This is a genomic window from Parathalassolituus penaei (assembly GCF_026626885.1).
Classification (GTDB): domain Bacteria; phylum Pseudomonadota; class Gammaproteobacteria; order Pseudomonadales; family Oceanobacteraceae; genus Oceanobacter; species Oceanobacter penaei.
In genome coordinates this window covers 432,053-444,294 of sequence record NZ_JAPNOA010000056.1, presented here as the reverse complement: position 1 = coordinate 444,294, position 12,242 = coordinate 432,053, and the positions used below count along the sequence as shown (strand labels likewise).

Here is a 12,242-nt window from a genome sequence, read left to right as displayed (position 1 = left end):
AAAATTGATCCAGAAAAAAACGCCGACTCAGCGGCGCTTTGCTTCCTGCCTGGCAGGTGTTCAGCGTGATACCGGAGTTACCGGTATAAAATTGATCGAGGCTTCTTCGCGCTCGTAACAGCGGGCCAGCACTTCCTGCTTGGCTTCCGGCGTCATGCGACCCCAGCGGGCAATTTCCTCACCACTGCGATAACAACCAGTACAGATCTCCTGGTCATCCAGAACACAGACATGTACGCAAGGCGAACGAACGAATTGGGTCACTGAAGCTTCCTCAGAGATATATCAGGACGGTCATGCTAGTGGCTGGGCCCCGGCATGGCAACCTCCCGCCCCATTACATTGGTCGTCCGACCTTGATATTCATATCCCAGTAACGGTTCATCAACTCGGCAATCACACAGGCAGTGAGGCCCCAGATTCGGAAATCGCCGTATTGGTAGTTGGGCATACAGTAGCCTTCACGACGGAAATAACTGTCAGGGGGGCGTCGAAACAGTGCCAAAGGCGCCATAAACAGGCATTCCAGTTCACCGGGGTCGGCAACCAGACGGACATCGTGGGGAATCACCGCCAGCACTGGCGTCACCAGAAAGCCATGAATCGACACAATCTGATCGAGTTCGCCGACAACACGCACCAGCGACGGATCAAGCCCGACTTCTTCCTCGGCTTCACGCAGGGCCGTGGCAATAAAATCAACATCGCCGGCATCCCGTTTGCCGCCCGGAAACGCCACTTCGCCCTTGTGGGTTGGCATGTGCGATGAACGCCGGGTCAACAACAGCATAGGCTCTTCAGCACAATCGGTAATAGCCACCAACACTGCTGCTTCTTTCAGGTCTGGCTGATGCATGACTTTTGGGTCGTGGTCTTGCCAACGCCCACTGAGATAGGAAAACAGATCAGATTGATTCATCGATTGAACCCGCGCGCCTCCACACAGCGAACAGTATCTACGAGCATAGCGGTTAAGCCAGCGAAAACTGCGCCAAAAACCACCACCGCCAGCTGACAGTCTGTTGCAGCAGCACCTGATTGACACAAAAACGTCCTGTTTTGTTCACAGGACCACACCCCTGGACAAACTGCACTTACAAAATAGCAACAGAACTATTGTTCAGAAAATTTGAGCCATTTTTACCGACCAATACTGTCAAAAATATTTCTGCTGCAGTATCAACAGGTTAGTCAGGTTAAAAAAACATCAGCATGGATTTTGCGAATGCCGATGGTTGAGTAGACTGTATTACACAGAATGCAAGTTTATTCACAAATTTTCACAGAGGATTACATCGTGCAACTGCCCTCTTTTGATGAACTGAAGAAGCTGGCTGCCAGCAATCCTGAACAGCTCGAAAAGCTGCGTGCCCAGCTAATCGAAGACACCATCAGCAAAGCGCCAGAACAATACCAGCGTCGCCTGCGTGGTCTGCAATTCCAGATCGATATGGAACGCCGTCGCGCTCGCACCCCAATGGCTTCCTGCATCCGTATTTCAAAAATGATGCACGACCATCTGCACCAGCTACGCACCACTGTACTGACTGCTAATGGTGATATAGCCGCCGAACCAGCACCAGCGGCCCAGGACAATAGTGTTATTCTCTTTTCAGCTTTCGCGAATCGTTAATCAAATCTGACGACGGTATACTGCACTCCTGATTGCGGCAGTAGCTCAGGCCGACTGCCGCCCAACCAGGGAGAGAAAACCAGGATGAACTACTGCAGCCTCTGCGGCGGTCCGATCACATTGCAGATTCCGGCGGGTGATAACCGCGAGCGCCACGTGTGTAACCACTGTGGCAGCATCTTTTATCAGAACCCGAAAATTGTGGCCGGCACCCTGCCTGTGCATCAGGGCAAGATCCTGCTGTGCAAACGGGCGATCGAACCACGCAAGGGCTACTGGACGCTGCCCGGTGGTTTTATGGAAAACGGTGAAGGCACCGAACAGGCAGCTCTGCGGGAAACCCGCGAAGAAGCCTGCGCCGAAGTTACCATCCGTTCGTTATTTGCCATGATCAGCGTCACTCACATCAGCCAGGTCCATCTGTTTTTCCTCGCCGACTTGCCAAAGCCGGAATTCAGTTCCGGTGAAGAAAGCCTCGACGTGCGCCTCTTTGCCCCGGACGAAATTCCGTGGGACGAACTGGCCTTCTCCACCGTAGAACAAACCCTGCGGCGTTATCTGGAAGCACCCGACCTGCAAGGCGCCATGCATATTTTCAGCATTCATAACAACCACGGTGGCGTTCAGAAGGTTGACTGACACCCCGTTGGCTCAGGGCTTGAAGTCCGCCGCCAGCACATCCACCAGACGTGTCACATCCCAGGCCGGCTCCTCGTACGGGTGAGCCGCCACCAGCGCCTGAACCGCTTCACGAATCAGCGCATCGGCACACACCAGTTCCACCCGATATTCATCGACCTGCTCCAGAACACCTGCCGAACCAATAAATGGATTGGCTGCCGCTAACGGCCGGAACTGTCCCATGCCTTTTATCTGCCAACAGCAGCTGTCGTAATCGCCGATTTGACCCGCCCCCGTGGCCAACACGGCGGTCTTTACCGATTCCAGATGGCTCTCTGGAACAAAAAATACCAATTTGTACATCAGACTCCTCAAACTCCGGATGCCAATCATGAAATAACCAAAAAACTGTTTTGTCAGCTGCTTATCCTAATAATCGTCTACGCTTTTACCAGACCTGCACGCTGTGCAGGCTCAGCAGGAAAACGACAACAGGAAAGCAACATGTCGATTCAGCGTAAACTCAATCTTGTACTGGGCAGCATCATGCTGCTGTTGTTGATCATCGCGGTCACCATCAGCACCCATTCAGAACGCCAACTGGGGAATGATCTTGTGCACAGCCTGTTGCAAGACAAGGCCAGCGGCTATCTCGACTCGATGAACATGCTGATGATTTCCGGTGCCATTGGCAACCGCGAGCTACTACGCGAAAAACTGCTGGCCGATCAGGCCATTACCGAAGCCCGCATGATACGTTCAGACGTGGTGAACCGCATCTATGGCAAAGGCCATCCGCATGAACAACCCCAGGATGACCTTGATCGGCGGGCATTGGCCGGTGAACGTATCCTGCTCGAACAGGCAGGCCCAAAAGGGCGCGTGATTACCTATATCCAGCCGATTGTGGCGGAAGAAAACTACCGCGGCACCAACTGCCTCGGCTGCCATCAGGCCAAAGCCGGTGACATTCTGGGTGCCACCCGAATCAGTTATTCGATGCAGGCGGTCGATGCTGGCATCAATGCCAACGCCACCCGCCTCGGACTGATTCAGGCGGTGATCATGGGCGCAGCGCTGCTGGTGCTATCACTCTTGTTGCGCCGGTTTATCGTGCATCCGATCCGCCAGATGAAAAGTGCCCTCGCCCATATCGAACAGCATTCTGACCTCAGCCACCGGCTGGACTTCAGCAGTAACGACGAAGTTGGCAGCGCAGGCAAAACCCTCAACCGCATGACCCAGCGGATTGCCGACTCGTTACGTCAGGTAGTCAATGCAGCCCAACAGCTGCAACAAAACACTCACACCATTGATCAGTCTGCCAGTCGAGCGCTGGAAACCGCATCGCGCCAACGTCAGGAAACCCTGCAGATGCAGGACGCGATCGACAGCCTGCTCGACAGCAGCCGCCAAGTGTCAAGCAACGCCTCACAAAGCACCGAAGCGGCTGCCAATGCCCGTAACATTGCCAGTGCAGGCATGCAACAAACCGAACAAGCCGCTGGCCATATCATCACCATGAACGAGGCGATTCAGCAGACCGCCAACGTTATTGATCATCTGGATGAACGCACCAACAGCGTGGGTGGCGTACTGGCAGTCATCCGTAGTATTGCCGAACAGACCAACCTGCTGGCACTCAACGCAGCCATTGAAGCCGCCCGCGCGGGTGAAAGTGGCCGCGGTTTTGCCGTAGTGGCGGATGAGGTTCGCACCCTGTCTCAGCGCACACACGACTCCACCCGCGAAATTGAAACCATGATTACCCAACTGCAAAGCGAAGCGCGCAATGCAGTAGACGCCATGGAACACGCCCGTAGTTCAGCCGAGCAAGGAGTAAACCAGGTACAACTGGCCGCAGAAGCACTTCGTGAAATGGTGCAACAGATGGACGACATGACGCGCCTGAACGATGCAACGCTGCATAGCATGGAGCACCAGGCGCAACTGGGAGGACGGGTGGCGAATGGTATCAGCAGCGTGCGGCAGTTATCCGAGGACACCACCAGCAACGCTGCCCGCACCAGCCAGAGTGTTCATGAGCTGGCAGAACTGGCAGGACGCCTGCACAAGCTGGTCCAGCAATTCCGGCTGTAACAGGAATGGACTTAACGGGTATTATCTTCCAGCCAGCCCAGAAGCTTCAGCGCTTCTGGTCGTGACTCGCCACACACCACCGGGTCGGCCTGAAACTGGTCACATACCAGCGGACGGCCCGGATCGGTAAAAATGCCACACAGGTAATCGGTGGTCAGATGAATACAACGCACTCCGGCCGGTTTGCCATTGGGCATTCCCGGAATCGGAGACGAAATGGAAGGTGCAATACAACAGGCACCACAACCGGCACGACACTGCAACGTCGCTACTCCTGCAAACAAAACAAACGGGGCCCGAAGGCCCCGCCAGAGAATCATTAAAGCCCGTTCAGGCCAACGATCAATCGTGACTGTGACGAGTCAGTTTATCCAGAAAGCCCATGATAAACGCAGACAACACAAAGGTCAGGTGGATCAGGGTGTACCACATAAGTTTGTCGTTATCGATGTTGGTCGCATTCATGAAAATCTTCAGCAGGTGGATGGACGAAATCGCCACAATCGACGCCGCCACCTTGTTTTTCAGTGAGCTGGTATCCAGCTTGCCCAACCAGGACAATTTTTCAGAGTCCTCGCCAATATCCATGCGAGATACGAAGTTTTCGTAGCCAGAGAACATTACCATCACAATCAGACCACCCACCAGTGCCATGTCGATCAGCGACAGGATCACCAGGGTCATATCGGTTTCCGAGATCTCCACAATGTGTGGCAGCAGATGCGAAATCTCGATAAAGAACTTGGTACCCAGAGCCAGCAGGGCAAGGCTCAATCCCAGATAGATAGGAGCCAGAATCCAGCGAGCCATGTAGATGGTGCGTTCCACCAGAGTTTCGATCATGTCATCCTCAACAGATAGTTAAAATTGATAAACTGCGATTATACCCAAGCCGGTTGCCATAACCAGTGTGCATCAGGCGTAACACTGTTCAAATACACAGTAATCCGGACGAGCAACCTTGCCATACCAGAAGGCCTGGTTTAGCCTTGCCCGACTTTTTTCCAGCACCGTCCCATCACGGAGAAGGATGATACATGCGTAGCCCAGTCGCCCTGTCCTGCCTGTTTGCCCTGTTACCTCTGGTCAGCACCTCTGCGCTGGCGGAAGACAAACCGGCTTACACCAATTTTCGCGTTGGCGTGGGCAGCTTTCGCCTGGATATTGACCCGGCCGCTTCGTATCTGACTGACGCTGGCGACCGTGGTTCCAGCCTGTTTGCCGAGTTCCCGCAGAGCGAACACGCAGCATCGCGGTTTATCATGTATCGCTACCACGGTGACGACAAAGACCTAACCGGTTTTGAAACCCAGCTGATGTGGGGCTGGGGCCTCGCCAGCGAAGGTGCACGCCTGTACACCGGCCCGGCCTGGCACCGCGAGAAGATGGCCGTTGAACGCAGCAGTGGCACTCGCGTATTTAACGGCTGGGGCTGGCAACTGGGTGCCGGTTATCAGGTCGGAGCCATCACCGTTGATGTGGCCGCCACCTGGCGCGACAACGAAGACTACGACGACGAAAACCATGCGGCTGGCCACGATTACAAACGCCCGAATGTCTGGTTCCGTAATCTGCTGATCAGCTATCGTTTCTGATAACGACCGTTTTGTTGGAAGGCCTGCCGTTATGACCAACCCCGTTACCGTGCGTTATATGTCACGCTCCGAACTCGAAAGCCTGATGTATAGCCTCACCGCCGCCAGCAACAACGAACAGGCGCAGCTGTTTGAAGCCATCGCCCGCCGCTTGCTGGAAATCATGGAACAGGAAAGCCGCCGTTGATGTTTCCTGTTCTGGCCAGCAGCTCCGACTGGCTGGCCATTCTCAAACCTGAAGGCATTGGTATGCATCAGGAAACCGATGCCAACGACCAGATCATTGAAGGCATCGTTACCCGCCTGCAACAGCAACAACAGGAAGAACTCTGGCCAGTGCATCGCCTCGACAAGGTGACCTCCGGCGTGTTGCTGCTGGCCCGTAACGCCGAAGCCGCCGCCCGCCTCAGTCAGCTGTTTGCCGATCATCGTATCCAGAAATACTACCTGGCACGCAGCAGCAGTCGGCCCAAGAAAAAGCAGGGCTGGATCAAGGGTGACATGGAAAAAATCCGCAACGGCAGCTGGCGTCTGGCGCATAGCACCAACAACCCGGCCATCACCCGCTTCGATTCCTGTTTTGACGAACGCCTGCAGAAACGTCTGTTTTTGCTGCAACCATTTACCGGCAAAACCCACCAGTTACGAGTAGCCTTGCGCAGCCTCGGTGCACCGATTGACGGTGATGAACGTTACAAAGGCGAAACCGCTGATCGTACCTACCTGCACGCCATGGCCTTGTGTTTTGAAGACAAGGGCCAGCAACACCGGATAGTGCAACTGCCCGTCAGTGGCGACTGGGGAGAGATACCGGCCGACTGGCACCAGCCATGGGCCGTCCTGCCCTGAAATATGGGCGTCGGGCCGGGCGCGTTCGGATCGGGCGTCAGGCGTCGGGCGTCGGGCGTCGGGCGTCGGGCGTCGGGCGTCGGGCGTCGGGCGTCGGGCGTCGGGCGCACAGTGTCCATCAACACCGATTTATCCCAGCGCAGCTGGCTGCACCATGCCCATCTGGGCGAGCCGGGATTCACCGCAACGGCCGACCCAGCCGGGGCATGGATGCCCCGCAAGGCCAGTTGGTACAGGGATGTACCATCTGGCCGGGGTCGATCAGCCGTTGTCGGGGAAAACCGGAGACACGAGCCCAGTCGGGCAAAAGCAGGGGGAGGCCCGCCCGGCCGGGGGACAAGGTCCTCCAAGAGGGCAAGCAGCCTCACCAATTAACAAGCCGAGTAGCCGTCGGACGTCAGGCGTCGGGCGCACAGTGTCCATCAACACCGCCTTAACCCAGCGCAGCTGGCTGCACCATGCCCATCTGGGCGAGCCGGGATTCACCGCAACGGCCGACCCAGCCGGGGCATGAATGCCCCGCAAGGCCAGTTGGTACAGGGATGTGCCATCTGGCCGGGGTCGATCAGCCGTTGTCGGTGAATTTCGGAGATACGAGCCCAGTTGGGCAAAAGCAAGGGGGAGGCCCGCCCGGCCGGGGGACAAGGTCCCCCAAGAGGGCAAACGGCCAGGCTAATTAACAAGCCGAGTAGACGCCAGACGCCAGACGCCAGACGCCAGACGCCAGACGCCAGACGCCAGACGCCAGACGCCAGACGCCAGACGCCAGACGCCAGACGCCAGACGCCAGACGCCAGACGCCAGACGCCAGACGAACAGCATCAAAGCCTTTTCAGCCCCCGAAAACCCCTCACACCGCCCCGAATTCCTCCATAAAATCGAGACTGGCCTGATGGCGAATGGTCTTGCGATGGAACGCCCACAACTCACGGATACGCTCCTGATTACACTGCTGCCGATCCACCAGCACCCGGGTTTGCAGCTCACCGGTCTTGACCCCACCCGCCAGCGGAATCTTGCTGAACACAAACTGGTTGGAAATCAGGTCCATAAACGGACCCGACTTGCTGGTTGGCATAATAAACAGCAACTGCAGCCCCAGACTTTCAGTGAGATAACGAATCACCTCGCGTGAGCGGGTTTCGTCCATTTTTGAAAAGGCTTCGTCTACCAGCACCATACGCAGATGGGTGTCGCCTTCACTGAAACGGAACGCCGAGGTAATCGCTGCCGCGCGGATGATATAAGCCGGTGTTTCCAGCTGACCACCAGAACCGGTGCCGTACTGGCTGAGGGCGATCGGCTCCTTGTTGGCTGGCTGCTTGAAGATTTCATAACGGCGATAGTTGCGGTAATCGGAAATCCTCTCCAGCTCACGCATGGCCTTCTGTTCGTCTTCATCCAGCAGCATGGCCATTAACTGGTCACGCACCCGGCGGGCGGTCTTCGGCAACTCGGCGTCAAACAGGGTTGCACCTTCACCGAGGGTCGGGTTACGAATAACCTCCTCGAAGAACTGCCAGTATTCGCGGAATTCCGGCACCCACTCCCAATCGAACCAGTAACGTTCCTGGTCGGCACCAAAACGATGGTGCTCCAGCTCACGGTTCAGTTCTTCCAGCACCCGTTTACCATCGTTGATCGACTGATAAATCGCGTGGCAAAGGTTGGTCACAAAAGCGTTGTTGAAGCTGTCACGCAGCTGCGCCAGCTTGCCCTGCTTCTCCACCAGAATGTTGTTCTTCAGACGGTTGTGAACACGCTCGACCTCGCGCAACAGCGCGGTGATCTGCCGGAAGAACGGGTCCTGATGCTGCTGGCGGTAATCCGGGCTGTAAACAATAGCGTCGAGGGTCTGGCAATGCAGGTTGTGCTCGGCCACCAGACGCTCCAGCTCCAGTGAGTCGGAGCCCAGTTGCTGCAGCAACTGCCGGCATTGTTGCTCAAGTTTTTCCACACCATTACGTTCAGCCGCCACCGTTGCCGCATCACCATCGGCACGTTCCAGCGTGGCATCCAGATCCAGCTCTGGCCACAAACTGGCCAGACGACGCATCGCCTGCTCGGCGGCTTCGGCTTGTAACAGGGTTTTCTCCTGCTGACCACCCAACCAGTGGCAACGCTGCTCGCAATCCTTGATCTGCTGGCTCAGTCGACCCAGCTCACCGTCAAGCTCACGGATGCGCACATCCTGCTCGTCAGCACGATCACGCAGCTGACTGAACTCCTGCTCCAGACTGGAGAAGTCCGACAGGTCAATATCACCGAGTGATTGTTCGGCCTGACGCAGCTGGTAGTGGGTTTCCAGCATGGTCTGGATCTGATCGGCAAAGGTCAGATGACGCAGCTGATTGACCGCATGCAGCAAACGCGAGCATTCGTCACGCTGGACACGCGCATCGGCTGCCTGCTGCAGCAATGTATCCAGCTCCTGCCGCCGCGCCACCAGTGCACGTTCACGAGCACCGGCACCAAACACCAGTTCCCCTTCATCAAGGTCACAACGGTAAATGGAGTAAGCACCAGAGCCCAGACCTTCAGCGGTCAGACCCCGACGGGTTACCTTGAGGGTTTCAACATCGTCGACCTGCTCGACCGTGCCGTAACTGGCGTGCAGATAATCGCGGGCGGTGGCGTGCTCAAACGCCATCAAATGCAGAATCGAGTTGGCCGCCAGCGGCATCCGCGCAGCGTCCTGACGAGCCTTGATCCCCTGCACCACGCGGGCACGGTTACGAGCACCGCCGGTCGCAGGCAGAGAACGCACAATACGGGCAGCGTCGGCTTCGTAATCAGAATCCACAATGATGCTGAAACGGGCACCACCGATATAACCTTCAATGGCGTTCTGCCAACGGCTGTCGGTTACCGAAACATAGTCGGCCAGCACCTGAGGTTCGGCTTCCGGACATTCACGGCGAATCGCTTCCAGTGCCTGGCGGACAAAGCCCGGATAATTGAGCTGACGCCCTTCGAGGCTGTCGATATCCGTCTGTTTCTGGCTGACACGGGATTGCAGCTGCTGCAGCTTCTGTTCTCGTCGATCCAGAACCCGGCTGAGCTGATCACGCAAGGATACCGACTGCGGTTTGTCATCGGTTTCAAACCAGCTTTGCCACCACTGATTCAGCACCGCCTGATGCTGGCGCGCCTGATCCAGATGGGCTTCCAGTGGGCTGAGATCAATCCAGTCGTTGCCCAGCAGCTGTTTGAGGTCGATGGTTTGCTGATCCCGCAACCCCAGCACCGCTTTCATTTCTGCCTGCAAGGATTTGCTGCCCAGCCCCGGAATTTCCAGCGCCAGCGAGCTGGTTTGCAGCCCTTTCATCAACAGTTCACTGGCACGCAAACTGGCCTGCAAACGATCCCCCTGTTCGAGCAGTGGCACCGCTTGCTGCTGCAGCGACTGTTTGGCTGCGGCAATGGCTTTTTCGGCGGCGTCCTTGTCTTGCAAGGCGGTAATACCGAGACGACGCGCTTCCATGGCAATCAGCTGTTCACGCAGCACCCGGCGGCGTTCCTGAGCCAATTCCCGCTCAGAAGTCACCTGGGCCTGACGGCTACGCAGTTGCTGCTGTTGTTCACGAGCATCCAGAAAGCCGCGCTGATCAGCCAGATAACGGGCTCGCGCCGCGCTGTATTCGAGAATCTGGTGTTCCAGCCACTGGTCGATGTAACGATGGCAGAGATCACGGCCACGCCCCAGACGCTCAACACTGGCGGCCAGCTGGGCTGACTCGTTTTCCAGCGCATAAATCGTTTTCATCAGGTCCGAAACCGAACGAATGGCATCGCCCAGGTCACGCGGTTCCAGCACCTCATGGGCCACAAACTCGTTAATGCTGCGCACCGGCTTGTAAGCCATAAAGCGTGAAAACGTGCGGGCGGCGTGTAGTGCTTCACGTTCACCAACGGCGTCAAAACGGCCACGCAGGGCACCGTACAAACGGCGCAGGTAGGCCTTTTTGGAATCGTACTGCTCAACGTTAAAACCGGCATCGGCATGGCTGGCGCCCAGACGCTGGGTTAACCAGGTCTTGAGGCGATTGACGGGCACCACCAGTCGATTGCCCTGACCATCGTCCTGCAGAAAATCCCCCAGCGACAGCTGCTCACCAGCAACGATAAAAAACTGGATATCGTTCTGGCGCGCCACCGGATGACTGCCAGCACGGTCCAGCGTGGCACTGACACCAATCACTGCAGTAAAGGCTTCGCCCGGTTCTTCGCGGGTTGGATGAAACACTGCCGCCAGATACCCAACCGCGCCTTCCGGACGCGCGTAGGAACCGTCGTCACAACCCAGCACATAACTGGCAAGGGTACGCACCTGCTTGCCGCGACCACGCTGGGTGGCTTCGTCCTGACCGGGGTTATAGTTGAACAGGGTGTCGTGGGCCGCGGTCATGATGGTCTGGATGGCATCCGCTGCGGTGGTTTTACCGGAGCCGTTACCACCGGACAGCAGGTTTACCGGACCAAATTCAAATTCACTGGCCGGGATATTGCCCCAGTTAACGTATACGAATTTTTTCAGAAACATGATCAGAGGTCCTTGCTGTCAACATCCACATCAGTCGCGTCAGCCGCGGCCGTATCGGTATTACCGGAGTCCTGATTATCAGCGTCGGCGTCGTTTTCCTGCGAATCGTTTTCCTGCGAATCGTTTTCCTGCGAATCGTTTTCCTGCGAATCGTTTTCCTGCGCGTCGTTTTCCTGCGCGTCGTTTTCCTGCGAATCGTTTTCCAGAGCCTCAGTGCTGCTGTGCTCCGGTACTGGCGCACCTTCAGCCGGTGCCGCCATCAGTGCGGCCAGCACTTCGTCACTGACGTAACTCATGATCAGCGGCCGAATACGCAACCAGGCGTCGGCATCACTGAGCAGCTCATCGTTGCTGACGTGCACCAGACGCAACTGACGCAAACGACGGAACAGGTTCTTGCGCTCTGCCGGTGAATCCGGCAATGAGCGTTTGAGCAGGTTTTTCATGGCAATCGCCAGAGTCTCAATGGCCAGCAGCACACAGCCCTGTTCGTCCACCGCCCCTTCACGCAACGCCTTGTCGTACTGCGCACGCAACACCAGCACCAGCGCCACTTCGTGCTGGTTCAGGCGCAAACGCAATGCCTGACTGCCTTCGTGCCCGGGATCGTCATTCATACCGGGAACGTGGGCACCGGGTGGTACCACTCGCAAAAACTGGAAACGGCGATCATGCAGCAACCGCAAGCCAATCAGCTGCAGGTAGTCCTGCACCAGCGCTTCGATACGCAGATAACGGTCGTACAGCTGTTGTTCAATCTGGCTTTCATCCCGACAGACCACTCCGTAGTCGAGCAAACGCATCAGCAGCTCGGAGTATTCACGCAGGCTGATTCCCTGTTGTTGCAGTTGTTTTTCAATCAGTTGCAGCATGTTGTTTCTTCAGACTGAGGGTGTCGCCC

14 protein-coding genes are annotated in these 12,242 nt (G+C 56.6%); 6 read left to right on the top strand and 8 right to left on the bottom strand.

All coding sequences use genetic code 11. From position 1 onward, the window contains the following. Positions 1-60: 60 nt before the first annotated feature. Together OUO13_RS16675 and OUO13_RS16670 are read right to left on the bottom strand one after the other, a co-directional pair. Positions 61-264 (bottom strand): DUF1289 domain-containing protein, encoded by a 204-nt coding sequence (locus tag OUO13_RS16675; protein ID WP_283175023.1) that lies wholly within the window; start codon positions 262-264, stop codon positions 61-63. A 73-nt stretch (positions 265-337) separates the two neighbouring features. Continuing rightward, on the bottom strand, positions 338-919 hold the full coding sequence (locus tag OUO13_RS16670; protein ID WP_283175022.1) for a CoA pyrophosphatase: 582 nt from the start codon (positions 917-919) through the stop codon (positions 338-340). Between the two features lie 378 nt (positions 920-1,297). Between OUO13_RS16670 and OUO13_RS16665 the strand changes: the two genes are divergently transcribed. Together OUO13_RS16665 and OUO13_RS16660 are read left to right on the top strand one after the other, a co-directional pair. Further along, positions 1,298-1,633 carry a DUF3135 domain-containing protein gene (locus OUO13_RS16665; protein ID WP_283175021.1) on the top strand — a complete coding sequence of 112 codons (336 nt, stop codon included), beginning with the start codon at positions 1,298-1,300 and terminating at the stop codon, positions 1,631-1,633. A gap of 84 nt (positions 1,634-1,717) precedes the next feature. Next, positions 1,718-2,272 carry an NUDIX hydrolase gene (locus OUO13_RS16660; RefSeq protein ID WP_283175020.1) on the top strand — a complete coding sequence of 185 codons (555 nt, stop codon included), beginning with the start codon at positions 1,718-1,720 and terminating at the stop codon, positions 2,270-2,272. Between the two features lie 12 nt (positions 2,273-2,284). Here the strand turns inward: OUO13_RS16660 and OUO13_RS16655 are convergent, their stop codons facing one another. Further along, positions 2,285-2,617, bottom strand: coding sequence for a YqfO family protein (locus OUO13_RS16655; RefSeq protein ID WP_283175019.1), 333 nt, complete (start codon positions 2,615-2,617; stop codon positions 2,285-2,287). Between the two features lie 141 nt (positions 2,618-2,758). Here OUO13_RS16655 and OUO13_RS16650 point away from each other — a divergent pair, with 141 nt between their 5' ends. Further along, entirely contained in the window at positions 2,759-4,354 is a 1,596-nt protein-coding gene (locus tag OUO13_RS16650; RefSeq protein WP_283175018.1) for a methyl-accepting chemotaxis protein, read from the top strand. Positions 4,355-4,365: 11 nt separating this feature from the next. Here OUO13_RS16650 and OUO13_RS16645 read toward each other — a convergent pair whose 3' ends face one another. Together OUO13_RS16645 and OUO13_RS16640 are read right to left on the bottom strand one after the other, a co-directional pair. After that, positions 4,366-4,617, bottom strand: coding sequence for a YkgJ family cysteine cluster protein (locus OUO13_RS16645; RefSeq protein WP_283175017.1), 252 nt, complete (start codon positions 4,615-4,617; stop codon positions 4,366-4,368). 79 nt (positions 4,618-4,696) lie between these two features. Further along, a complete protein-coding gene (locus OUO13_RS16640; RefSeq protein ID WP_283175016.1) occupies positions 4,697-5,197 on the bottom strand; it encodes a TIGR00645 family protein in 501 nt (166 codons plus the stop codon). 194 nt (positions 5,198-5,391) lie between these two features. Here OUO13_RS16640 and OUO13_RS16635 point away from each other — a divergent pair, with 194 nt between their 5' ends. Genes OUO13_RS16635 through OUO13_RS16625 form a run of 3 tightly spaced genes read left to right on the top strand, consistent with a single transcriptional unit; the run spans position 5,392 to position 6,798 of the window. Further along, a complete protein-coding gene (locus OUO13_RS16635) occupies positions 5,392-5,949 on the top strand; it encodes a hypothetical protein (RefSeq protein ID WP_283175015.1) in 558 nt (185 codons plus the stop codon). Positions 5,950-5,980: 31 nt separating this feature from the next. Further along, a complete protein-coding gene (locus OUO13_RS16630; protein WP_283175014.1) occupies positions 5,981-6,136 on the top strand; it encodes a cell developmental protein SirA in 156 nt (51 codons plus the stop codon). Then, complete coding sequence (locus OUO13_RS16625) at positions 6,136-6,798, top strand: TIGR01621 family pseudouridine synthase (RefSeq protein WP_283175013.1); 663 nt, start codon at positions 6,136-6,138, stop codon at positions 6,796-6,798. Before OUO13_RS16630 ends, OUO13_RS16625 begins: the two co-directional genes overlap by 1 nt. 672 nt (positions 6,799-7,470) lie before the next feature. Here OUO13_RS16625 and OUO13_RS16620 read toward each other — a convergent pair. The 3 genes from OUO13_RS16620 to OUO13_RS16610 are packed head-to-tail and all read right to left on the bottom strand — an operon-like array spanning position 7,471 to position 12,213. Continuing rightward, on the bottom strand, positions 7,471-7,620 hold the full coding sequence (locus OUO13_RS16620) for a hypothetical protein (protein ID WP_283175012.1): 150 nt from the start codon (positions 7,618-7,620) through the stop codon (positions 7,471-7,473). A gap of 28 nt (positions 7,621-7,648) precedes the next feature. Beyond that, on the bottom strand, positions 7,649-11,341 hold the full coding sequence (locus OUO13_RS16615) for an ATP-binding protein (protein ID WP_283175011.1): 3,693 nt from the start codon (positions 11,339-11,341) through the stop codon (positions 7,649-7,651). 2 nt (positions 11,342-11,343) lie between these two features. After that, positions 11,344-12,213: a DUF4194 domain-containing protein gene (locus OUO13_RS16610; RefSeq protein ID WP_283175010.1), complete on the bottom strand. Its 870-nt coding sequence runs from the start codon at positions 12,211-12,213 to the stop codon at positions 11,344-11,346. Positions 12,214-12,242: the final 29 nt, after the last annotated feature.